Annotated in this window: 21 protein-coding genes; 9 read left to right on the top strand and 12 right to left on the bottom strand. The window is 64.4% G+C overall.

Annotated elements, in window-relative coordinates; all coding sequences use genetic code 11:
• Positions 1–14 precede the first annotated feature (14 nt).
• Entirely contained in the window at positions 15–1,877 is a 1,863-nt protein-coding gene (locus NKJ88_RS05100; RefSeq protein ID WP_352443656.1) for an ATP-binding cassette domain-containing protein, read from the top strand.
• An 18-nt stretch (positions 1,878–1,895) separates the two neighbouring features.
• Here NKJ88_RS05100 and NKJ88_RS05095 read toward each other — a convergent pair whose 3' ends face one another.
• From NKJ88_RS05095 to NKJ88_RS05085, 3 genes are all read right to left on the bottom strand, one after another.
• Entirely contained in the window at positions 1,896–2,900 is a 1,005-nt protein-coding gene (locus NKJ88_RS05095) for a zinc-dependent alcohol dehydrogenase family protein (RefSeq protein ID WP_352443655.1), read from the bottom strand.
• A 48-nt stretch (positions 2,901–2,948) separates the two neighbouring features.
• Complete coding sequence (locus NKJ88_RS05090) at positions 2,949–3,221, bottom strand: hypothetical protein (protein ID WP_023727050.1); 273 nt, start codon at positions 3,219–3,221, stop codon at positions 2,949–2,951.
• A gap of 86 nt (positions 3,222–3,307) precedes the next feature.
• Positions 3,308–4,060, bottom strand: coding sequence for a DUF899 domain-containing protein (locus tag NKJ88_RS05085; protein WP_023695474.1), 753 nt, complete (start codon positions 4,058–4,060; stop codon positions 3,308–3,310).
• A 389-nt stretch (positions 4,061–4,449) separates the two neighbouring features.
• Here NKJ88_RS05085 and NKJ88_RS05080 point away from each other — a divergent pair, with 389 nt between their 5' ends.
• Both NKJ88_RS05080 and NKJ88_RS05075 read left to right on the top strand, forming a co-directional pair.
• Entirely contained in the window at positions 4,450–5,670 is a 1,221-nt protein-coding gene (locus NKJ88_RS05080) for a hypothetical protein (protein WP_023712517.1), read from the top strand.
• A 29-nt stretch (positions 5,671–5,699) separates the two neighbouring features.
• Positions 5,700–6,332 (top strand): Vgb family protein, encoded by a 633-nt coding sequence (locus tag NKJ88_RS05075; protein WP_352443654.1) that lies wholly within the window; start codon positions 5,700–5,702, stop codon positions 6,330–6,332.
• A gap of 52 nt (positions 6,333–6,384) precedes the next feature.
• Here the strand turns inward: NKJ88_RS05075 and NKJ88_RS05070 are convergent, their stop codons facing one another.
• Positions 6,385–6,690 (bottom strand): hypothetical protein, encoded by a 306-nt coding sequence (locus NKJ88_RS05070; RefSeq protein ID WP_023689804.1) that lies wholly within the window; start codon positions 6,688–6,690, stop codon positions 6,385–6,387.
• Positions 6,691–6,974: 284 nt separating this feature from the next.
• Here NKJ88_RS05070 and NKJ88_RS05060 point away from each other — a divergent pair, with 284 nt between their 5' ends.
• Entirely contained in the window at positions 6,975–7,319 is a 345-nt protein-coding gene (locus NKJ88_RS05060; RefSeq protein WP_352443653.1) for a hypothetical protein, read from the top strand.
• Between the two features lie 37 nt (positions 7,320–7,356).
• Here NKJ88_RS05060 and NKJ88_RS05055 read toward each other — a convergent pair whose 3' ends face one another.
• A complete protein-coding gene (locus NKJ88_RS05055; RefSeq protein ID WP_352443652.1) occupies positions 7,357–8,088 on the bottom strand; it encodes a DUF2270 domain-containing protein in 732 nt (243 codons plus the stop codon).
• A 239-nt stretch (positions 8,089–8,327) separates the two neighbouring features.
• On the opposite strand from NKJ88_RS05055, the gene NKJ88_RS05050 reads away from it, so the two are divergent.
• Complete coding sequence (locus NKJ88_RS05050) at positions 8,328–10,622, top strand: cation:proton antiporter domain-containing protein (protein ID WP_352443651.1); 2,295 nt, start codon at positions 8,328–8,330, stop codon at positions 10,620–10,622.
• 30 nt (positions 10,623–10,652) lie between these two features.
• On the opposite strand, the gene NKJ88_RS05045 is transcribed toward NKJ88_RS05050, so the two are convergent.
• Positions 10,653–11,861 (bottom strand): MFS transporter, encoded by a 1,209-nt coding sequence (locus NKJ88_RS05045; protein ID WP_023824461.1) that lies wholly within the window; start codon positions 11,859–11,861, stop codon positions 10,653–10,655.
• 247 nt (positions 11,862–12,108) lie between these two features.
• On the opposite strand from NKJ88_RS05045, the gene NKJ88_RS05040 reads away from it, so the two are divergent.
• On the top strand, positions 12,109–12,537 hold the full coding sequence (locus NKJ88_RS05040) for a VOC family protein (protein WP_155923302.1): 429 nt from the start codon (positions 12,109–12,111) through the stop codon (positions 12,535–12,537).
• Positions 12,538–12,632: 95 nt separating this feature from the next.
• Here the strand turns inward: NKJ88_RS05040 and NKJ88_RS05035 are convergent, their stop codons facing one another.
• Positions 12,633–13,220, bottom strand: coding sequence for a dihydrofolate reductase family protein (locus tag NKJ88_RS05035; RefSeq protein ID WP_023699142.1), 588 nt, complete (start codon positions 13,218–13,220; stop codon positions 12,633–12,635).
• A gap of 136 nt (positions 13,221–13,356) precedes the next feature.
• On the opposite strand from NKJ88_RS05035, the gene NKJ88_RS05030 reads away from it, so the two are divergent.
• Positions 13,357–13,773 carry a winged helix-turn-helix transcriptional regulator gene (locus tag NKJ88_RS05030; protein WP_023712523.1) on the top strand — a complete coding sequence of 139 codons (417 nt, stop codon included), beginning with the start codon at positions 13,357–13,359 and terminating at the stop codon, positions 13,771–13,773.
• A 457-nt stretch (positions 13,774–14,230) separates the two neighbouring features.
• Positions 14,231–15,334 carry a flavin-containing monooxygenase gene (locus NKJ88_RS05025; RefSeq protein ID WP_023699144.1) on the top strand — a complete coding sequence of 368 codons (1,104 nt, stop codon included), beginning with the start codon at positions 14,231–14,233 and terminating at the stop codon, positions 15,332–15,334.
• 57 nt (positions 15,335–15,391) lie between these two features.
• Here the strand turns inward: NKJ88_RS05025 and gcvA are convergent, their stop codons facing one another.
• Positions 15,392–16,291: a transcriptional regulator GcvA gene (gene gcvA / locus NKJ88_RS05020; protein WP_023693798.1), complete on the bottom strand. Its 900-nt coding sequence runs from the start codon at positions 16,289–16,291 to the stop codon at positions 15,392–15,394.
• 131 nt (positions 16,292–16,422) lie between these two features.
• On the opposite strand from gcvA, the gene NKJ88_RS05015 reads away from it, so the two are divergent.
• Positions 16,423–17,127: an SDR family oxidoreductase gene (locus tag NKJ88_RS05015; protein ID WP_023673468.1), complete on the top strand. Its 705-nt coding sequence runs from the start codon at positions 16,423–16,425 to the stop codon at positions 17,125–17,127.
• A 31-nt stretch (positions 17,128–17,158) separates the two neighbouring features.
• Here the strand turns inward: NKJ88_RS05015 and NKJ88_RS05010 are convergent, their stop codons facing one another.
• The 4 genes from NKJ88_RS05010 to NKJ88_RS04995 all read right to left on the bottom strand — a co-directional run.
• Positions 17,159–18,061, bottom strand: coding sequence for a carbohydrate ABC transporter permease (locus NKJ88_RS05010; protein WP_352443650.1), 903 nt, complete (start codon positions 18,059–18,061; stop codon positions 17,159–17,161).
• Between the two features lies 1 nt (position 18,062).
• Positions 18,063–18,962 (bottom strand): carbohydrate ABC transporter permease, encoded by a 900-nt coding sequence (locus NKJ88_RS05005; RefSeq protein ID WP_460221873.1) that lies wholly within the window; start codon positions 18,960–18,962, stop codon positions 18,063–18,065.
• Between the two features lie 141 nt (positions 18,963–19,103).
• Positions 19,104–20,429, bottom strand: a complete 1,326-nt coding sequence (locus NKJ88_RS05000; RefSeq protein ID WP_023693796.1) for an ABC transporter substrate-binding protein — start codon at positions 20,427–20,429, stop codon at positions 19,104–19,106.
• 39 nt (positions 20,430–20,468) lie between these two features.
• The coding region (locus tag NKJ88_RS04995; RefSeq protein WP_352443649.1) for a TOBE domain-containing protein at positions 20,469–20,682 on the bottom strand (214 nt) is incomplete at its 5' end.

The raw sequence follows: 20,682 nt of genomic DNA, 5'->3' as shown, positions 1-20,682 counted from the left end.
CAGCAGAGGCAAGCATGAGCACAGACAGCCTTCGAACGGGGACGACACCGCTGCAAACGGGCCGGTTTTCATCCTTGCTGCCGGGCGTCAAGGCACCGGGCGAAGCGTCTGGCCGCATCGGGCTGGCGCTGGTCGCGCTGGGCTTGATCGTCGCCTTCTCGCTGTTGAACAAATCGTTCTTCAGCCTCGACAATTTCGTCGTCATCGGCGTCAACTCGACCTCGATCCTGATCGCCGTGCTCGGCACCTCCGCGCTGCTGATCGCCGGCTATGTCGACCTCTCCATCGGCAGCATGGTCGCCTTGATCGGCATCATCACCGCCAAGGTTGCGGTGGCGACGCAGAGCGCGCTGCTGGCAATCTGCGTCGGCCTGGGTCTGGGCCTTTTGCTCGGTCTGCTCAACGGTCTGCTGGTGCGCAGGCTGAGCATCTCGCCGCTGATCGTCACGTTGGCGATGCTGGCGCTCTATGGCGGCCTTGCCTTCGTCGTCTCCAGCACCGCGGTCTATGGTTTTCCCGAGGCTCTGCTCGAATTGGGGCGGGGCAAGATCTTCGGCATCCAGTACACCGTGATCATCGCCGCCTCTGTCTTTGTCGCCGGAGCCTTTGTCCTGACCAGCACGATCACCGGCTTGAGGCTTTACGCCATAGGCGGAGATCCGCGCGCGGCCGAACTCTGCGGCATTCCTGTGGGACGCACGGTGGTTAGCCTCTACGCGGCCAATGGCTTGCTGATCGGCCTGGTCTCGGTTCTGATCGCCGGTCGTCTCGGCAGCATCACGCCGACCATCGGCGTTCGCTTCGAGCTCGACGTGCTCACCGCCGCGATCCTCGGCGGCGTTGCGTTTTCCGGCGGCTCCGGACGGCCGCTCGGCATCGCCATCGGCGTTGCCACCATCGGCATCCTCAATGCAGGACTGATCTTCGTCGGCCTGCAATCATGGTGGCAATCCATTTCGGTGGGAAGCATGCTGTTGCTGGCGTTGGTGGCCGACCAGGCTGCGATCGGTTTTCGCGGCCGGCGCGCTCGGGCGGCCGCGACCAACTTCACGGTGGCGGACAATGGTGCCGTCGCCTCGGCCGGCCCTGCCGTGACGGCGGGCAATGCAGAAGCCCCGCAAGGTCCGGCATTCTCGATTGCCGGCGCCCGCAAATCCTACGGCGCGCTGACGGCCGTGGAAGAGGCGAGCTTCACGGTCGGCAAAGGCGAGATCGTCTGTCTGCTCGGCGACAATGGCGCCGGCAAGTCGACGCTGGTGAAGATTATTTCGGGCGCCATCCAGCCCGATGCCGGCGCGATGACCCTCGAGGGCCAGCCGATTTCCTTCAGGAGCCCGCAGGATGCACGCGGCGCCGGCCTGGAGACGGTCTACCAGGATTTGGCGCTCTGCCCAAACCTCAGCGTCGCCCACAACATGATCCTCGGGCGTGAGGAAACGCGGCGTTGGCTCGGTGTCTTCCCGGTTCGCGACGACCGAAAGGCCGCCGAGCAGTGTCGTGCCCGGCTTGCCGCGCTGGGCGTCACGCTTCGCGACGAAAACGTTCTGGTGCGCTCGCTGTCGGGCGGCCAGCGGCAGTCCATCGCCATTGCCCGCGCGCTTGCCGATCACGTCAAGCTGATCTGCCTCGACGAGCCCACCGCCGCGCTCGGCGTCAAGCAGACCGCGCAGGTCGTCAAGCTGATCCGTTCGATCGCCGCCAGCGGCACCGGCGTCATCCTGGTCACGCACGACCTGTCGACGGTCAGGGCGCTGGCCGACAGGATCGTCGTGCTCAGCCTCGGCAGGGTGGCTTACGACGGCTCGGCCAAACAGCTGACGGCCGATCAACTCTGGGGCCTGATGGCAAGCGGGACGCTGGCGCCGGCCGCTGGGTAGGAATGCCGATCGCAGGGTCTAAAGCTCGAGGCAGATCTTGCCGAAATGCCTTTGCGCTTCGTAATGCCTGAAGGCGGCGGCGATGTCCTGCAGTGGAAAGCTGCTGTCGATGACGGGCTTCAGGCGGTTGACCTCTATGGCACGGATCATGTCCTGCTGGTCGGCTTTGCTGCCGATGGAAATCCCGCTGATGCGGATCTGGTTTGAAAACAGCGCCGGGACTGACACTTCTGCTGCAAAGCCGGTCAGGACGCCGATGAGTGCGATATGCCCACCTGTCCGGCAGGCCGCTATCGACTGCGCCAGCGTCGCCGGTCCACCGACCTCGATCACATGGTCGACGCCGCGTCCGTCCGTCAGTTCCCTGGCCTTGCCGCCCCACTCCGGCACCGCCTTGTAGTTGATGACGCTGTCGGCCCCGAGTCGTCTGAGCTTCTCCAGCTTCTCTTCATCGGACGACGTGGCGATGACCCTTGCGCCGGCGGCCTTGGCAAATTGCAGCGCAAACAATGACACGCTGCCGGTGCCAAGGATCAGCACCGTGTCGCCGGGCTTTACCTTGCCGCATGTCACCAGGCCGCGCCAGGCGGTGACGCCCGTGCAGGTCAGCGTTGCCGCCTCGAGATGCGTATAGCCCGCCGGCGCCTTGGTGAAGGCCTGCGCCGGCATGCACACATACTCGCTGGCGAAGCCGTCGAAACTGTCTCCGGGAATGTCGCGGCTTGTATCGGATCTCATGTCGCCGGCCAGCCACCAGGGGTAGAAAACACTGACGACGCTGTCGCCCGGCTTGAACGTGTCGACGCCGTCACCGATCGCGATCACCTCGCCGGCGCCATCCGACAGCGGCACGCGGCCGTCGGCGAGCGGCACCTTGCCTTGTACGGCGAAATCGTCGCGCATGTTCAGCGCGCAGGCGCGAATCCTGACCAGCATTTCTCCCGGCCCAGGCCGGGGCTGATCCTCCTCGACCAGGTCGAGCTTGTCCAACCCGCCCGGCGCTCTCAGCCTGACCAGCTTCATAGTCTCTCTCCGACGTAAAGAGCGTTAGCATGGCGGCGGCGGTCCAGCCTATCGCCGGACCGGCCGGCCGGAAATCACGCGCAGCCAAGGCGCCAGATGGACGGCGCTCATCAAGAGATACATCAGCGGCATGCCGGTGAGCGGGGAGGCATCGGCCCCCAGGCACGACATGGCGCCGTCGCCAGCGTGAATGCAGGTAAGCAGCGCCATCACGGCGAAAACAGGGGCCGCGGCGAGGCACAGCCAGTCGGCGGTGCGGAGAGAAACTGCATCGGAGCGTTGAGGGACCTCACTGCCGGTGCCTGTGCCGATATCGCTCATGGTCGTAATCCCTTGATGATCAATGCCCGGGTTTCCTGTCCCGTGAGGGACAGGAAACCAAGCTGGATGGGCGCCGCTCCAGGTCCTTACTTGCCGTCCTTGTTGCGGAACGCGGCTTCGCCAGCCGCCGACACTTCCTCCCACGTCTTGTCGGGTGCGGCGTCGTAATTGTCGTGCCAGTTCCACCAGCTGTAGAGCTCGGTCTGCGGATAGCCTTCGGGCGAATCCTCCCAGATTTCCTGGCGGCCGAGCGGCGTTGCGTCGAGGTAGCTCCAGACCGTGCCCATCTGCTCGTCGCCGCGGTTGTTGATGAAGTAGGTGCGATACACTTTCTTGCCGTCCTGGATGAACACGTTGTGGCCGTGCCATTCGTCGACGCCGAAATCCTTGTCGAAACTGTCGGTGATTGTGTACCAGGGCATCTCCCAACCCATCCGCTGCTTCAAGCTGGCAATGTCGGCCTGCGGCGCGCGGGAGGCATAGGCAAGCGTGGTGTTGCGGGCGTTCAGATGGGCGAGATGGCCGACCTGGTCGGCGCCGAGCGAACAGCCGCGGCAGGCATGTTCGGGCCAGCCGTGGACGCCGGGTTCGTAGAAGGCGCGGTAGACGATCAACTGCCGCCGGCCCTCGAACAAATCGAGCAGGCTCGCTTTGCCGTTGGGACCCTCAAACACGTAGGCCTTGTCTACTTCCATCCATGGCATGCGCCGGCGCTCGGCCGACAGCGCGTCCCTGGCGCGCATCGTTGCCTTTTCCTTCACCAGCATCTTTTCGCGCTCGGCTTCCCATTCCTGCCTTGAAACGACCGGTGGGGTCTTCATTGCCACGTGCTTGGTCATTGCTTGTTTCCTTTGCCAGTTGTTGAGCCGTTGTGGCTTGTCGTTGCCTGTTGATCGTGAGGCAGGCTAGGGCCGCGAGGCGGCGAGGGCGGAGTTACAAATGTGACGGCATTTGCAGGCGGGCCACCGCAGCAGGGGTGGCGAGGCCGCACGGTGGGCTCGAAGTCCTCGGAAGCAGGCATGGTCGGTTTTTCCTTATTGAGAAGCTTAACGCGACTGTCTGAGATGCTCAGGCTAGCGAATGCGAATATTGCCGCCAACGCAGGCCTGGGCGTCTTCAACCAGTCCAGATGGCTAGGTCGCCGTCCGCGGCTTGCTGCTTGGCGGTGGTGACTTAAGTTAGGGCCGGTAAGGGGAGCGGTGGGAGTTACAAATGTGACGGGATTTGCATGGACTCGCTGATCACCGCGGCAGGGCTGGCGCTGGCGGCGGGCAACCCGCTGGCGGCACTCGACCGCGTCGCCTTGCGCGAGGATGCCCCGGCGCTGGCGTTGCGCGGCATTGCCATGGCGCAGCTCGGCGATTTCCATCGCGCCAAAGTACTGTTGCGTAGGGCCGGCCGTGCCTTCGGTCCAAAGGAGGCGGTGGCGCGCGCCAGGTGCGTTGTCGCCGAAGCCGAGATCGCGCTTGTTTCGCGTGATCTCGGCTGGCCGTCCAAGGCGCTCGACGCGGCGCGGTCGACATTGGAAAAGCATGGCGACCGGCTGAACGCGGCGCATGCCGGGCATCTCAAAGTGCGCCGCCTGCTGCTGATCGGCCGCCTCGACGAAGCTGAAGACGTGCTGGCTGGGCTCGATCCGTCGCCGCTTCCGCCGGCCTCACGCGCCGCGCATGAACTCGCGGTTGCCGGCATCGCCATGCGGCGCCTGAAGACGAAGGCCGCGCGCGCAGCCCTTGAGTGGGCGCGCCATGCCGCCCGCCGGGCCGGCATTCCGGGTCTCATGGCGGAGGTCGACAGCGCCTTCCTGGCGCTGGAGACGCCGGCGGCGCGGCTGATCGCAGGCGGCGAGGAGCATCCGCTGTTGCTCGAAGAGGTCGAGGCGCTGCAGGCGTCACGCGCGCTGGTCGTCGATACGTTCCGCTATATCGTGCACAAGCAGGAAGCAACGATCTCGCTGGCAACGCGGCCGGTGCTGTTTGCGCTGGCGCGCGCGCTTGCCGAAGCCTGGCCGGCGGATGTGCCGAGGGCGACGCTGATTGCCCGCGCCTTTGGCGGCCGGCATGCCGATGAATCGCATCGCGCCAGGCTGCGGGTCGAGATCGGCCGGCTCCGAGCCGAATTGCGGCCGCTGGCGGGCATAGGCGCGACCAGCCAGGGCTTTGCGCTAAAGCCGCGCGAAGCAGGCTCCGTGGCGGTGCTGGCGCGGCCGATCGAGGAGCGGCACGCCGCGGTGCTGGCCTTCCTGGCTGATGGTGAATCCTGGGCCAGCTCGGCGTTGGCGCTGGCGCTGGGCGCCGGACAGCGCAGCGTACAGCGGGCGCTCGAGCAGTTGGCCGAGACCGGCAAAGTGCAGTCCTTCGGCCACGGCCGGGCGCGGCGCTGGATGACGCCGCCGGTCGCTGGTTTCACGACCACCTTGTTACTCCCGTCGCCGCTGCCGAACGGGTAGGAAAGGTGACCATGATCGAGGACCAGGACATGAAACATTCATCAGCGGAAATCCTGCGCGAATACGGGCCCTTTCCTGATGTCGACACCGTGCATGGCGTGAGCTTCGACGGGCAGAATGTCTGGTTTGCCGCGGGCGAGCGGCTGACCGCCTTCGATCCGGCAAGCGGTGAGACGCTGCGCTCGATCGATGTCGCCGCCCATGCCGGCACCGCCTATGACGGCCGGCATCTGTTTCAGCTCGCCGGGGACCGCATCCAGAAGATCGACCCGGATACCGGCAAGGTGCTCTCCACCATCCCGGCGCCCGGCGGCGGCCGCGATTCCGGCATGACCTGGGCCGAGGGCACGCTCTGGGTGGGGCAGAACCGGGAGCGCAAGATCCACCAGATCGATCCCGAGACCGGGAAAATCCTGCGGACCATCGACTCAAACCGCTTCGTCACCGGAGTGACCTGGGTCGATGGCGAGCTCTGGCACGGCACCTGGGAAGGCGACCAGAGCGATGTCCGGCGCGTCGATCCGCAAAGCGGAAAGGTGCTGGAACGGCTCGACATGCCGGCAGGGGTGGGCGTTTCCGGGCTCGAATCCGACGGCGGCGACCGCTTCTTCTGCGGCAGCGGCCCCGGCGGCATGGTGCGATCAGTGCGTCGGCCGAAGTAAGGCCGTCAAGTATTGGGCCGGCAGCGTATTTCCTACGGTCATCCCGCCGAGATCATATCCCGGAGCCGTCGAGCAGCGGGACGTCTTCGCCTTGCCACGGACTTGGCATTGAAGCCCGGCTCAGATTGGCCGTCGGCAGCGGCATCCAGCATTTCAACTCCGGTTCGGGGTATTCGATCACCCGTCCTGGCGACGAATCGGAAGAGCGCCAGCCCTCCGTGCCGAACTGGTCGGCGCGCGACCAGTAAGCGAGGTCGACCTCGGCCGGCCCCTGTTCCGATGGCCTGACCGTGACCAGGATGCGGCTGCCGTCCTTGGGCGCGCTCGCCATGTGCCGCCAGCGATCGGGTTCGTCCATTCTCATGTCCTCCTGCACGTTGCAGGGATAGTCGCCGCGCTCTTGGCAGCGGTCAACCCGAACTTTGCCCAAGCACGAGATCTGTTTAGTACTCCCGCGCCGTCGGCCGAAACAGGATCTGGTTCATGTCGACCTCGTCGGGCTGGCTCACGGCGAACGCCCACATGGCGAAAGAATCCGGGTGCCGGGCCGCAACAGGAAAATCGAAGCCGGCATGTGAACGGGCTCACATGCCGCCACTGCAAGGAACGCTATGGGACGTCCGGCCATGACAGGGGTTTCGGATGACACTTGCAGATCTGTCTTTTTATCTCTTCACTATTTTCAATGGCTTGCGCGTGGTGTCCTACCTGCCGCAGATCGTGCGGGTGGCCCGGGACAGGCACGGGGCGTCGGCGATTTCCTACGCTTCCTGGCTGTTGTGGACAGGCGCCAACGCCACGACGGGACTGTACGCCCACATCAATCTGAACGATCCCGCTCTGGCGGCGATCAACTGGCTGAACGCCGTATGCTGCGTGCTGGTCATCGCGCTCACCGCCTACAAGCGCCATCGCGCACGGCTTCCGGTTGAGGAAGCCGCAAGCCGGTCGGAAGCGACCGCCCTGATGGTCGACAATGTCTGCTGAAGATCACCGCGGCAGATTGCGCTTTTCGAGGCCGCTCTTAGACATGCACGGTGCCATGCGAAAGCTCGCCCTCGTCGCTTGAGATGAGGAAAGCGGCTGCGAGTAGGCCGACATAGAATAGCCCGACCATGCACACGACATAGATGCCTGGAACCGGGCCGAGCTGCGCCACGCGCGCGGCGTCGAGAAATGACGCGCCGAAGCCTATCGGCGACCCTTCGCGCTGCAGACTGGGCGTCGTGATCTTCAGCACCCACGCCAGCATCAGGATCGTGTACATGAAAATGTAGTTGCGGCGCAGCCGGCGCACCAACGCCGCGCGTTGCGAGATCAGGAAACGCGGCGAACGCAGGCCTTCGCCGACGATGGCCAGCCAGTTGGAGGCGTAGTCGGGCTGCGGCGAGAAAATCTGCGCGAAATAATAGCGCTCGAACTGGCGCACCCTGGCCCGGTAGACGTCGAAGAAACGATAGCGCCGCGCCTCGATCCATAGCAGCAGCGTGGTCAGCAGCATGGCAAAGAGCAGCACCCCGTGATGGGCGCTGGGCGTCGAGAGTGAGACTGAGAGCATGGCGGCGACGACAGTAATCACCCAGTTGCTGGTACGGTCCAGCCGGTCGCGCCAGCCGGCCATGCGGGCGATTTCGGCGCGGTGGAAATGCGACATGGTGGCCACGAATTCCGATGAGGTGAGCTTCAGCGCGAACGCATCAGAGGCCCGCGGCGCTGCAGCCGCTTCGTCGGTTTTCACGGTCTTGACCTGGGACATCCCTTGCCACGCGCCTCCCAACGCCATGGCCGGCCGAAACGACGCCGGTCATCCCCATCCGCGCAACGCGCAATTGGTTGAAAATGTTCCGTCGCCGGCCCGGGTCTCGGCGGTTTATCCGCAGTCAGATAGGCCCGTTATGCGATTCAGGTAAGGAGGAACCTGCGGCGCGCCAAGGGAGCGTGGCGTGCAACCGATCTCGCCCTCAAAACGTTATAGCGGGCACAATGAGGGGGTGCATGTCCTTCGTGGTCAACCGGGGCCGCTCGATCGGGCTTGCCGCGGCAGCTTTCGCATTCATGCCGGCCGCATCGTTGGCAGCCGAAAAGACCGGCATGTCCAGCGAGGGCATTTTCGTTCTCGAAATCCTCCTTCTGCTTCTCGTCGGCCGCGGCATCGGCGAATTGCTGGAGCGTCTCGGCCAGCCGGCGGTGATGGGTCAGCTCATCGGCGGCATCCTGCTCGGGCCATCGCTGCTCGGCTGGCTATTGCCGGAAGCAGAACGCGTGATCTTTTCAGGCGACGCCACCCAAAAGAGCATGATCAGCGCCATCGCCCAGCTCGGCGTGTTGATGCTTCTGTTGCTCACCGGGATGGAGACGGATCTGCGGCTGGTGCGCAGGGTCGGCCGTGCGTGCTTTTCCATCTCCGCCGCGGGCGTCGCCGTGCCTTTCGCGCTCGGCTTCACCGCCGCACAGTTCATGCCGGCCTCGCTGCTGGCCGACGGAACCGAGCGCATTGTCGCCGGCCTCTTCCTCGGCACGGCGCTGTCGATCTCCTCGGTCAAGATCGTCGCCATGGTGGTGCGCGAGATGAACTTCATGCGCCGCGATCTCGGTCAGATCATCGTCTCGTCGGCCATCATCGAGGACACGATCGGCTGGGTGATCATCGCCATCACCATCGGCATCGCCACCAAGGGGCGCATCGAGCTCGGCAGCCTTGCCTTCACCATTGTCGGCGTCGCCGCCTTCATGGGGTTTTCCTTCACGATTGGCCGCCGCATCGTCTTCGACGCCATCCGCTGGACCAACGATACGTTCCGCAGCGAATACGCCGTCGTCACCGTCATTCTCGCCATCATGGGCGCAATGGCGCTGATCACCGATCTGATCGGCGTCCACACCGTGCTCGGCGCCTTCGTCGCCGGCATACTGGTTGGGGAATCGCCGATCCTGTCGCGTCATATCGAAGGGCAATTGCGCGGCGTCATCATGGCGCTGTTCATGCCGGTTTTCTTCGGCGTCGCCGGCCTTTCGGCGGATCTCACCGTGCTTGTCGACCACGAGCTTGCGCTACTCACGGCCGCTTTGGTGCTGATCGCCAGCTTCGGCAAATTCGCCGGCGCCTTCATCGGCGCCGAGCTTGCCGGCATGAGCCGCAAGGAAGGCATCGCCGTCGGTTGCGGCATGAACGCGCGCGGCTCGACCGAAGTCATCGTCGCCTCTATTGGCCTGTCGATCGGCGTTCTGTCGCACAATCTTTTCACCATGATCGTGACCATGGCCGTCATCACCACGCTCGCCATGCCGCCGACCTTGCGTTGGGCACTCGGCCGCTTGCCGATGGGCGAGAACGAGAAGAAGCGTCTGGAGCGCGAGGAGATCGACCAACGCGGCTTCATCGCCAATCTGGAACGACTGCTGGTGGTGACCGATGAGGGCGTTGTCGGCCGCTTTGCCGCTTACCTCGCAGGAGTCGTGGGCGCCGGCAGGCCGACGACGGTGCTGCATGCCCGAGGCGAGGGGGAGGAGGCCGAGCCCGGCACGGATGCGAAGCTCGAGCCGATCGAAAAGGGTGCCGAGGACAGCCGCGAGGCCGCCAGGAGTTCGGACGAGGAGCTGGCCCGCGCGGCGCCTGTCACGCGGCGCCACGAGGCCGAGCTTTCGGCCGAAACGGTTGCCAAGGAGGCGCGCAAAGGCTATGGGCTGCTGCTGATCGGGCTCGGCCGCGCGGTCACGTCGAAAGGTGGGTTTGCCCGCCGCATCAATGAGATCGCCGGCGCCTTCGAGGGCCCGCTATGCCTGGTGCTGAAGGCGCCCCGCGCCGGCCGCCAGCAGCCAAGGCTAGGACCTGAAGGCGGGAAGATTCTGGTTCCGGTCAACGGCACCGCGATCGCCCGCCGGGGTGCCGAAATGGCGCTGGCGATTGCAGCGGTCACGGGTGCGCGGGTCAAGATACTTTATGTCGCGCGCGTCGGCCGCGACGAACCGCGCGACACTGTCTCGCATCGCCGCAGGGAGGCGGTGCTGAAGGATACCGTCGCACTAGCCGACCGCTATGGCGTCGAGATCGAGACGGCCATCCGCAGCCGGGCCGCCGCCGCCGATGCCATTGCCCGCCAGGCCGGCAGGGGGGCGGCGCTGATCGTCATGGGCGTGGCGCGGCGCCCTGGCGAGGAACTCTTCTTCGGCGAGACGACTACCGGCGTGCTGCAGCGCTGCCAATGCCCGGTGGTGCTGATCTCGGACGCCAGGCTCAGCCGCGACGACGAGGGCAGGGAAGAGCTGCGCTCGGGAACGGGGACAGGGTGATGAGTATTTCCCCTCGAGGGGAAATTTCGCTCATGCCGCCTGCAGCCTCTCTCGGCCGGGCTGCGGCGGGAAGGCGATGGCGATGCCGGCAGCACCGAGGCCGATCAGCGCCGAGCCGATGAACAGCCAGGAATAGCTGGCATAGGCGTCGAAGATCATGCCGCCGGCGAGCGGGCCGAACGACATGCCGAGGCTGGACAACAGGGTCGCGGCGCCAAGTATCGTGCCGATGATGCGCGGCCCGAAATAGTCGCGCGCCAGAACCGCATAGAGCGGCATGACGCCGCCATAGGTGGCGCCGAAGATGATCGCCAGGAGATAGAACTGCTCGAGATTGCCGACGGCGAGATAGGCGGCGATCACCACCGCCTGGATGGCGAGGCCCACGATCAGCACCGGCTTGGCGCCCAACCTGTCGCCGAGCACGCCGTAGAGCACGCGCCCGCCAAGGCCGGCAAGGCCCTCGACGCTGTAGATCGACACGGCTGCCATCGGCGCCACGCCGCACGACATGGCATAGCTCACCATGTGGAAGATCGGCCCCGAATGCGCCGCGCAACAGGCGAAGAAGGTCATGCCCAGCACCAGGAATTGCGGCGAGCGCAGCGCCTGGCCGACTGACATGCCGGGGGCCGCGGCAGGCGCGGGCGCGCTGCCATCCGCTGCCGCGACCGCCGTCGACGGCTGGCGCACCAGGAAGACGGCCGGCAGCAACAGCACCCAGGCCATGATGCCGATGTCGAACATGGCGGTGCGCCAGTCGTAGGCGGTGATCAGCCAGCGCGCGAAGGGCGAGATGGTCATCGGCGCCACGCCCATGCCGGCCGAGACCAGCGACACGGCCAGGCTGCGATGGGTCTCGAACCAGGCGGTGGTCAGCGCGATCATCGGCGCGAAGAAGGCGCTGGCCGCCAGCCCGACGATGACGCCATAGCTCAGCTGGAAGACTAGCAGCGATTGGGCTCGGCTCGCCACCACCAGCGACAGGCCGAGCAGCACCGCGCCGGCAAAAACCACCGGGCGGGCGCCGACACGGTCATAGATGGCGCCCCAGGCGAAACCGCCTGCACCCATCACCAAGAAATTCAGCGTCATGGCGCTGGAAATGCCGGTTCGCGACCAGTTGGTGTCGAGCGCCATCGGCTCGAGGAAGATCGCCAGCGAAAACATCGCGCCGAGCGCCACACAGGTCATCAGCGCGCCGCACGCGACGATCACCCAACGGTAGGAATTGTTCATGCTCTTCTCCCGAGATCGGTTTCGATGCGGCGCCACTCGCTCCAGCTCCGTTGCGCCGCTTGCGTCCGAAGGACGTTGGCGGGATTTCGAATCCGACAATCCGGTTGCATTTTTTATCCGGTCTGCGTGGAAGTCCATGCGGATATGACAAAAGCAGGGGCGTAAGGCTGCCAAGCGCGCCGACAAGATAGACTGCCGAATTGACGAGCCGCTCCGCGGCACTAGCTTTGTGGTCTCGCGACGGGAGATATCGCTCATGGAACTGCATCGCGGCCGCCTCATCGACCACGTCCAGCTGGTGGTCAGGGACCTCGCGGCGAGCCGGCGCTTCTATGAAGCCGTCTTCAAGATGCTCGGCATTCCGATCGGCGGCGAGGCCGAGGACTATTTCTGGGCCGACGAGCTGTTCATCTCAAGCCTCGACAGCCGGGCGGCGAGGGGACAACTGACCGGGCGCCATCATCTGGCCTTCCAGGCCAGGGATAACGCCATGGTCGATGCCTTCTATAGGGCCGGCCTCGATGCCGGCGGGGCCGACAATGGCGCGCCGGGTGAGCGGCCCTACCACCCCGGCTATTACGCCGCCTTCCTGCTCGACCCCGACGGCAACAACATCGAGGCGGTGTTTCACGGGCCGGCAAAGCGAAGTGCCGCTTCGGTCGAGATCAATTTCTAGCGCAGGTTCACGAGGAGTGGGTTGCGGTGATCCGTCCGGAGTTCTCGTAAAAACAAAGAGTTGAAGCGGTCCACGGATTCAATCGCTGAACTGCTTCACATTGGCGGCGCGTAGCGGTTCACCACCATTCCGCAGGCATAGGCTTTAGAGCCGAGCAGGCGCAATTTCCGGAAGCCGCCACGGTCGAAAATCCGCTCGCCGTCGCCCAGCGCGGCCGGATTGATGAACAGCTGGAACTCATCGACCAGTCCCGCTGCAATCAGCGCCGAGGCAAAGCCGGCGCCGCCGAACACCGCCATGTCGCCTTCACCTTCAGCTTTCAGCGCCTTGACCTCGCGCGGCAGGTCGCCGCTGGCAAGCGTCGTGCGCTCCCACCGCGATGCCGCGAGCTTGTCGCTCAGCACCACCTTGCGCGCCTCGACGATGCGCTGCGCAAAGGCGTAGAAGGGATCGCGCGGATAGTTTTTTGCCGCATTGCCCCAATGGGTTAGATAGCCTTCTTCGGCCATCTTGCGGCTGAGCAGAATGGTGTCGATGCCGGCGAACACCGCGTTGAAATCCTGCTTCAAGTCGTCGTCCCACGGGCAGTTGGCGCCCCATTCCCAGAGCTGCCAGTGCTCATCGCCGGCCGCGCCGACAAAACCGTCGACCGATATCTGCATCTGCAGGATCAGTTTTCTCATCGTCGTTCTCCTGATTGAGCTCTGGTGTCACCAGCGCCAGGTCAGGCGGCGTTGGTTATTGCTTTACTTTCGGAACCATTGACATGAGTGAAAAATGATGTCAATAGTAAAGTGATTTAAAAATGGAAGCATTTAAATGTCGACCAGGGAAAGATCCGGCTGTCCCATCAGCCTGTCGCTCGAATTGCTCGGTGACCGCTGGACGCTGCTGATCATCCGCGACATGATTTTCGCGGAAAAAAGGCACTTCCGGGAGTTCCTGCTATCAGGCGAAGGCATCTCGTCGCGCACCCTGGCCGAGCGGCTGCAGACCTTGCAGGATGAGGGCATCGTCACAAGAAGCGACGACCCCACGCACAAGCTCAAGGCGATCTATAAGCTGACCGAGGCGGGCATCGACCTGTTGCCGGTGCTGGCGACGCTCGGCGCCTGGGGCAGCAAGTACCGCAACGCCGATGACGAGCTGGCAAGGATCGCCGACGAACTGGCCGCGGGCGGCGAGGCGGGCATGGAGCAGATAAAGAAGAAGCTGCGCGCCGAGCATATCGGCTAGCGAGCAAGGCCAGCCCTCCCTTCGGGCCGATGGCGGGCTAGATCGACACGACGTCGCGCAGCCTCACCCTTCCCATCCCGCAAATCGCTGTGGCCGGAGCCATGTCTGCTTCGGATTGCCATCGCCCGAACCACGGCCTCTTCCAGCCAGCGCGCGGTGGCGGGGGCGGCATGCATGCCGATTGGGCCCCATGCCGCCATGCACGTAGAGCTCTTCGACCGCGGTGCGGCCGGCGACAGGCAGCCCGTCCGACAGCATGGGCGATTGCCGGGATAGACATTCGTCACCGGGGGTGAGCCGAGACCGGACAGGATGCGCAGCGTGCGCGCCGCGATGCGAAGGCGTCTCGGCGCTAGCGCGCCGATCCACCTTCTCCAACAAGGGGAGAAGGTGAGGCGCGCCTTGTCCCGCCTGCGCTTCTACACGTAGCCTAAGGAGCTAGCGGGAGGAGAATCGCTTGGACACCACTGTCGTTATTGTCGGCGCCGGGCCCGCCGGCCTTGCGGTCGGTGCCTGCCTGAAGCGGGCAGGAGTGGATTTCATCCTGCTCGAAAAATCGCAGGAGATCGCGCCCGCCTGGCGGCGGCACTATCGGCGGCTGCATCTGCATACGGTCAAGTCGTTCTCGTCGCTGCCGTTCCTGCCCTTTCCCAAAAATTATCCGCGCTACGTGCCGCGCGAAATGGTGGTCCGCTATCTCGACGACTACGCGGAAAAATTCGATCTGCGCCCGCGCTTCGGTGTGACGGTGAAAGCCATTCGCCTCGGGGACGGCGGTTTTCTGGTCGAGACAGGATCGGACAACCTCAAGGCGCGCCATGTCGTTATCGCCAGCGGTAACAATGCCGAGCCGATCATCCCCCGGCTCCCTGCCATCGAGGCTTTCAAGGGCGAGGTGCTGCACAGCGCCGACTATACGCAAGCGGCGCCTTTTGCCGGCCGCTCGGTGCTGATCGTCGGCATGGGCAACACCGGCGCCGAGATCGCGCTCGACTTGGCGGAAAGTGGCGCGCGTCCGACCATTTCGGTGCGCAAGGGCGTCCACATCGTGCCGCGCCAGCTGTTTGGCGTGCCGATCCAGATGGTCGGCATCGCCAGCCGGCCAATGCCGCAGGCGCTGAACGACTGGATGTTTCCGATCATCCTCGATTTCGCGCTGGGCAAGCTCGAGAAATACGGCATCGTCAGGCCGAAGCAGGGCATCCTGCAACAGATCGACGAAGTCGGCCGCATCCCGGTCATCGACGTCGGCACGGTCGACGCCATCACCAAAGGCGCCATCAAGATCGCGCCCGACATAGCGGGCTTCACCGAGCGCAGCGCTGCGTTCACCGACGGCAGTCAGGAAAATTTCGACGCCGTCATCCTCGCCACCGGCTATCGCCCGGGCTACGAAAAGTTTCTGCCCGTGGAATTGCAGCCGGAGCGCAGTGGCGTCAACGCCCGCGCCTCGCAACTCGGCCTCTACCTCGTCGGCTTCTACAATCCGGTCACCGGTCTGCTCAGGGAAATTGGACGCGAGGCGAAGGCAGTGGCGGCCGACATTGCTCGGCGAGGCTGAAGGGGCGGCGTCGGCCAAGCTGCGGATCTCCCGCCTTGCGGCGAGATCGGCTATCCATCACAGCCGCGCCGCATCGCCCTCATCCAGCAGCCATTGCCGCACGGCTTGCGTCGGTTCTGGGTGCCGTTGCTTGCGCGGCATCACGACATAGAAATCGTGCGTCCCCCGCATCTCCGCGTTGATCGGCTGCACCAGCCGGCCGGCGGCAATGTCGGCGGATACGAGAAACCGGCTGGCCAGCGCGATGCCCTGGCCGGCAATGGCGGCGTCGATCGCGAGGCCTGTCTGGTTGAAGCGCATGCGTTTGGCCTCGGTGGCCATCCTCAGGCCGAGTACTCTCTCCATGAATTCCGGCCACAGATTGTGCGCGTCGTGCAGCAGGACGTGATGCTGGATATCGGCCGCCGCGATCTCGTTCGCGCCGGTCGGCAGCAGGGCAGGGCTGCAGATGGCGATGATCTGCTGTGGAAACAAAAGATCCACCATCAGGCCGGCGCCGGAGGGCAGGCGGCCTTGCCTGACCGCAATGTCGACGCCATCGGCCTGAAAACTCGACAGGCTTTCGCTGGCCAGGATTCGCAAATCGACCAGCGGGTTGTGCGCGACGAACTCCGGCAGTTTGGGGATCAGCCATTTGGTGGCAAAGCTCGGCGTGACGCTGATCGTCAGCCGCGCCGGTTCGGGCCGCAGCAGCAAGGTGGCCTCCGAGATCAGCTCGAAGGCGCGGCGGATGTTGGGCATATAGGCACGGCCCTCATCGGTCAGCGCCAGGCCGCGCGGCAGCCGGTCGAAGAGTTTTGTGCCGAGATCGGCCTCCAGCCCGCGTATATGCTGCGCCACCGCCCCTTGCGTCACGTTCAGCTCTTCGGCGGCGATGCGGAAGTTGAGATGACGCGCGGCGGCTTCGAAGGCACGCAGCGCATTCAATGGTGGCAGGCTCAGGAAGGCTTCAGGCATGCAGGAGTTTTTCTACAGCTTGATTTCAGGCTTTCTGGTTCGAACCAGATGGCAACACCGTTTATAGCATTGCTCGAAGGTCGGAAACATGGGCTTCAGAGTCCCGCCAACCCGTGCGAAGGAAAATCGAGATGAGTGTAGAAAAAGTAGCAGTCGTCGTCGCCGGTGGCAGCGGTATGGGCGCGGCGGCGGCCAAGCGGCTGGCAGCGGACGGGTTCAAGGTCGCGATCCTGTCGTCCTCCGGTAAGGGCGAGGCTCTGGCCAAGGAGCTTGGCGGCCTCGGCGTCACCGGCTCCAACCAGTCGAATGACGATCTGCAGCGGCTCGCCGATCTGACGCTCGAGCGCTTCGGCCGCATCGACGTGCTGGTCAACAGCGGCGGCCACGGGCCACGCGCGCCGATCCTCGAAATCACCGACGAGCAGTGGCACACCGGTCTCGACGTCTATCTGATGAACGTCATCCGGCCGGTGCGCATCGTGGCGCCGCAGATGGTCAAGCAGAGGGCTGGCGCCATCATCAACATCTCGACCGCCTGGGTGGTCGAGCCGAGCCCGATGTTCCCGACATCCGCCGTGTTCCGCGCCGGGCTTGCCGCCTACACCAAGATCTTCGCCAACACCTACGCCGCCGACAATGTGCGCATGAACAATGTGCTGCCCGGCTGGATCGACAGCCTGCCGGCCACCGAGGAGCGCCGCGACAGCGTGCCGATGCAGCGCTACGGCACGTCGGAGGAGATCGCCGCGACCATCGCCTTCCTCGCTTCCGAAGGTGCGGGCTACATCACCGGCCAGAACATCCGCGTCGACGGCGGCATCATCGGCGCGATCTGACCGCGCCGGTCGCCTTGCGTGAGCCGGCGCGTCACTCCTTCACCGCGCCGGTCATCGACGAGACATAGTGCTCGACGAAGAACGAATAGAGCACCACCACCGGCAGCGAGCCGATCAGCGCTCCCGCCATCAGCGCCCCCCATTCGTAGACGTCGGAGCGCACCAACTCGGTCAGCACACCCACCGGCACGGTCTTGTTTTCCGAGGACTGGATGAATGTCAGCGCGTAGATGAACTCGTTCCATGACAGGGTGAAGGCGAATATGCCGGCGGAGATCAGGCCCGGCACCGAGAGCGGCAGCACGATTTTGGTGAGGATCTGCCACCGGCTCGCTCCGTCTATCAGCGCGCATTCTTCCAGTTCGAACGGGATGGAGCGGAAGTAACCCATCAACAGCCACGTGCAGAACGGCACCAGGAAGGTTGGATAGGTAAGGATGAGCGCGAAGGGCGTGTCGTAGAGCCCGAGGTTGAACACCATTACCGACAGCGGAATGAACAGGATCGAGGGCGGCACCAGATAGGCGAGGAAGATGCCGAGGCCGACCTGCCGCGCCCCGGAAAACCGCAGCCGCTCGATCGCATAGGCGGCGAACACCGACGCCAGCAGCGACAGGAAAGTAGCGGCGGTCGAGATGATGATCGTGTTGAGCAGCCAGCCCGGATAGGAGGTCTCGAACAGGAGATAGCGGATATTCTCCAATGTCGGATGCACCACCCAGAACGGATTGAACTGCGCATAGTCGGTCATCTCGAGATTGGGCTTAACCGCCGTGATCGTCATCCAGTAAAACGGAAACAACAGCACGAAGACGAACACCAGCAGCGGCAGATAGACCGTCACCACGCGGCGCGGCAGGCTCTGCAGGTAGCTCATGCCGCCTTCGTCGATATCCCCACGTTTCGCCTTCCTTGTCGCGGCCGTCTTGACCATGTCAGTCTCCGCCGCCTTGTTGCCATTTGCGGCGTTGCAGGCCGAAATAGCTGAACAGGATCGCCGCCAGCAGGAACGGGATCATGGCCACCGCGATGGCCGCGCCCTCGCCAAGCTGGCCGCCGGAAATGCCGCGCTGGAAAGACAATGTCGCCATCAGATGCGTGGCATTCACCGGTCCGCCCCGGGTCAGCACGTAGATCAGCTGGAAATCGGTGAAAGTGAACAGCACCGAGAAGGTCATGGTGATGGCGATGATCGGCGTCAGCAGCGGCAGAGTCACATAACGAAACAACTGCCAGCGACTGGCGCCGTCGAGCGTGGCCGCCTCGTAGAGCGACTGCGGAATGGTCTGCAGGCCGGCGAGCAGCGTGATGGCGACGAAAGGAATGCCGCGCCAGACGTTGGCGGCGATAACCGAAGCGCGCGCATTCTCCGGATCGCCGAGGAAGTTGATGCGGTGGTCGATCAGGCCCATTTGCTGCAGCGCCCAGGACAGGATCGAGAACTGCGAATCGTAGATCCACCAGAAGGCGATGGCTGACAGTACGGTGGGCACCACCCACGGCAGCAGGACTATCGCGCGGAAGAACGATTTGAACGGCAGGTTTTCATTGAGGATGAGCGCCAGCCAGAGGCCGAGCACGAACTTCAGGATCGAGGCGCTGACCGTGTAGAGCAGCGTGTTGAAGACGGAGAGCCAGAAGACGGTGTCATTCCAAAGGTACTGATAATTCTCGACGCCGATGAAGATGCCGGGGCGGCCGATCCGGGCATCGGTGAAACCGAGCCAGACGCCCAGCCCGAGCGGATAGGTCAGGAAGACCAGCAGCAGCGCCGCCGCCGGCAGCATGAAGCCGAAGCCCAGCGCGTTGCGGCTTTCGGAGATCCGCGAAAGCATCGACGGACGCGGCTGGGCGGCAACGGACGGCACGGCCATCGAGGGCTCCTCATCGGGGAATCAGGTCACGGCGTCAACGGCCGCCATGGGATTGTGCGACGGGCCGGGCAGCGCACTAGACGCTGCCCGGCGGTGCCGTGATCAAACGCGGTAGTAGCGGTTGGCGCGCTTCTCCGCCTCCTCCATCGCCTCCTGCGGCGTCGCCTGGCCGGTCACCGCCTTGGCAAACATGTCGACCAGGACATAGTCGGCCATGGTCGCCGCCGAGGCATAGCCGAGCGGCCCGGCATAGCCGTTGGGGCGCAGCGTCGCCGAGGCCTTGGCATAGGCGGCATTGTTCGGGTCGGCCGTCCACACTGGATTGTTGTCGAAGGCCTTCAGCGTCTGGCAGCAATAGCCCGCCGAGGAGGTGATCCAGTCGGTCATCTGCGGATCCTCGAACATGAACTGCAGATAGGCCTTGGCCGCATTGGGGTAGGGCGTGTAGTTGAAGATGACGGCGGTGGTCACCTGGAACAGTTCGACCGATTTCCCTACAGGACCGATCGGCAGGTTGGTGGTGCGGATGTCCTTGGCAATCTCAGCCAGTTTCGGATCGTTGTCCTTGTTGATCTTGGCCGTATTGTAGGCGGAAATGCCGTTGGCGATGACGCCGAGTTCGCCGGCCAGGAAGGCGCGGTTGTTATTGACGTCGAGCCAGCTTTCGGTCCCGGGAATGAAGGTCTTGTAGAGTTCCTGCGCGTATCCGATCGCCTTTAGCGTCTCGGGGCTGTTGATCGCCACCTTGCCGCTCTCGTCGACCATCTGGCCGCCATGGCTCCACAGCAGCCAGTGCGCGTAATTGTTGCCGTCGCCGACGCCGTGGCCGTGCGTGAAGCCGGCCGGATGTCCCTTCGCCTGCAACGCCTTGCAAAGCTCGAGGAAGCCTGCCGTGTCCTTCGGAAATTCGGAGAAGCCGGCCTCCTTCACCCAGCTTTCGCGATAGACGATGGCATTGCCGATCGTGGCCAGCGGCAGGCCGACGAACTTGCCGTCCCGCGTCGCATATTGCTTTGGTCCGTCGTGCCAGCCGCCATATTTCGAGCCCAGATACTCGCCGAGCTCGGTCACGTCGTGCAGCTTGTCGGGATATTGATGCGGGTCGTCGAACCAGACGAACATGAGGTCCGGGCCGGAACCGACATTGGCGGCGACCGCTGCCTTGGGGCGAATGTCCTCCCAGCTTTCCTTGTCGACACGAACCTCGACACCTGTCGCCTCGGTGAAGCGCTTGGTGTTGGCCAGCCATTGATCCTCATCGCCCTTGACGAAGGGCGACCAGCGCAGCAGCCGCAGCTTTGCGCCTTCCTCGGGCTTGTATTTCAAGCCCTCCTGGGCAAAAGCCGGCGAGCCGACGAAGCGGCTTCCCAGGGCTCCCGCCGCGGCACCTGCGGTCGTGCGGATTACATCGCGTCTCGTGAATTTCATGGTCGTCTCCTCCGGTTTATCTTCCTCGCTATGCGGTCCTTACCATCCGTTACGCGCTTCAAATCGTGTTCCGGTCTTGCCGTCAAAGAGATGAATCAGGCCAGGCGCGGCAGAGAGCCGTATGGATTCGCCCGGTGTGAAGGCATGGCGTTCGCGGAAATTGGCGACGATCTCGTCGCCGCCGGCGGTGCGGCCGATGATCTGCACTTCCGACCCGGTCGGCTCGACCACTGCGACGGTGACTGGAATGCCT

Origin of the sequence: Mesorhizobium sp. M0016 (genome assembly GCF_040324035.1) — a bacterium.
Classification (GTDB): Bacteria; Pseudomonadota; Alphaproteobacteria; order Rhizobiales; family Rhizobiaceae; genus Mesorhizobium.
Note: the sequence above shows the minus strand (reverse complement) of the source record. Positions and strands in the feature narration are given on the sequence as shown.

Excerpts from the sequence above, each read along its gene's own strand:
- NKJ88_RS05005 (WP_460221873.1), bottom strand. The coding sequence starts at position 18,962 with ATGCTTTCGCGGATCTCCGAAAGCCGCAACGCGCTGGGCTTCGGCTTC.
- NKJ88_RS05095 (WP_352443655.1), bottom strand. The coding sequence starts at position 2,900 with ATGAAGCTGGTCAGGCTGAGAGCGCCGGGCGGGTTGGACAAGCTCGAC.
- NKJ88_RS05080 (WP_023712517.1), top strand. The coding sequence starts at position 4,450 with ATGGACTCGCTGATCACCGCGGCAGGGCTGGCGCTGGCGGCGGGCAAC.
- NKJ88_RS05055 (WP_352443652.1), bottom strand. The coding sequence starts at position 8,088 with ATGTCCCAGGTCAAGACCGTGAAAACCGACGAAGCGGCTGCAGCGCCG.
- NKJ88_RS05060 (WP_352443653.1), top strand. The coding sequence starts at position 6,975 with ATGACACTTGCAGATCTGTCTTTTTATCTCTTCACTATTTTCAATGGC.
- NKJ88_RS05085 (WP_023695474.1), bottom strand. The coding sequence starts at position 4,060 with ATGACCAAGCACGTGGCAATGAAGACCCCACCGGTCGTTTCAAGGCAG.
- NKJ88_RS05030 (WP_023712523.1), top strand. The coding sequence starts at position 13,357 with ATGTCGACCAGGGAAAGATCCGGCTGTCCCATCAGCCTGTCGCTCGAA.
- gcvA (WP_023693798.1), bottom strand. The coding sequence starts at position 16,291 with ATGCCTGAAGCCTTCCTGAGCCTGCCACCATTGAATGCGCTGCGTGCC.
- NKJ88_RS05015 (WP_023673468.1), top strand. The coding sequence starts at position 16,423 with ATGAGTGTAGAAAAAGTAGCAGTCGTCGTCGCCGGTGGCAGCGGTATG.
- NKJ88_RS05010 (WP_352443650.1), bottom strand. The coding sequence starts at position 18,061 with ATGGTCAAGACGGCCGCGACAAGGAAGGCGAAACGTGGGGATATCGAC.
- NKJ88_RS05035 (WP_023699142.1), bottom strand. The coding sequence starts at position 13,220 with ATGAGAAAACTGATCCTGCAGATGCAGATATCGGTCGACGGTTTTGTC.
- NKJ88_RS05075 (WP_352443654.1), top strand. The coding sequence starts at position 5,700 with ATGAAACATTCATCAGCGGAAATCCTGCGCGAATACGGGCCCTTTCCT.
- NKJ88_RS05000 (WP_023693796.1), bottom strand. The coding sequence starts at position 20,429 with ATGAAATTCACGAGACGCGATGTAATCCGCACGACCGCAGGTGCCGCG.
- NKJ88_RS05050 (WP_352443651.1), top strand. The coding sequence starts at position 8,328 with ATGTCCTTCGTGGTCAACCGGGGCCGCTCGATCGGGCTTGCCGCGGCA.
- NKJ88_RS05090 (WP_023727050.1), bottom strand. The coding sequence starts at position 3,221 with ATGAGCGATATCGGCACAGGCACCGGCAGTGAGGTCCCTCAACGCTCC.
- NKJ88_RS05045 (WP_023824461.1), bottom strand. The coding sequence starts at position 11,861 with ATGAACAATTCCTACCGTTGGGTGATCGTCGCGTGCGGCGCGCTGATG.
- NKJ88_RS05100 (WP_352443656.1), top strand. The coding sequence starts at position 15 with ATGAGCACAGACAGCCTTCGAACGGGGACGACACCGCTGCAAACGGGC.
- NKJ88_RS05070 (WP_023689804.1), bottom strand. The coding sequence starts at position 6,690 with ATGGACGAACCCGATCGCTGGCGGCACATGGCGAGCGCGCCCAAGGAC.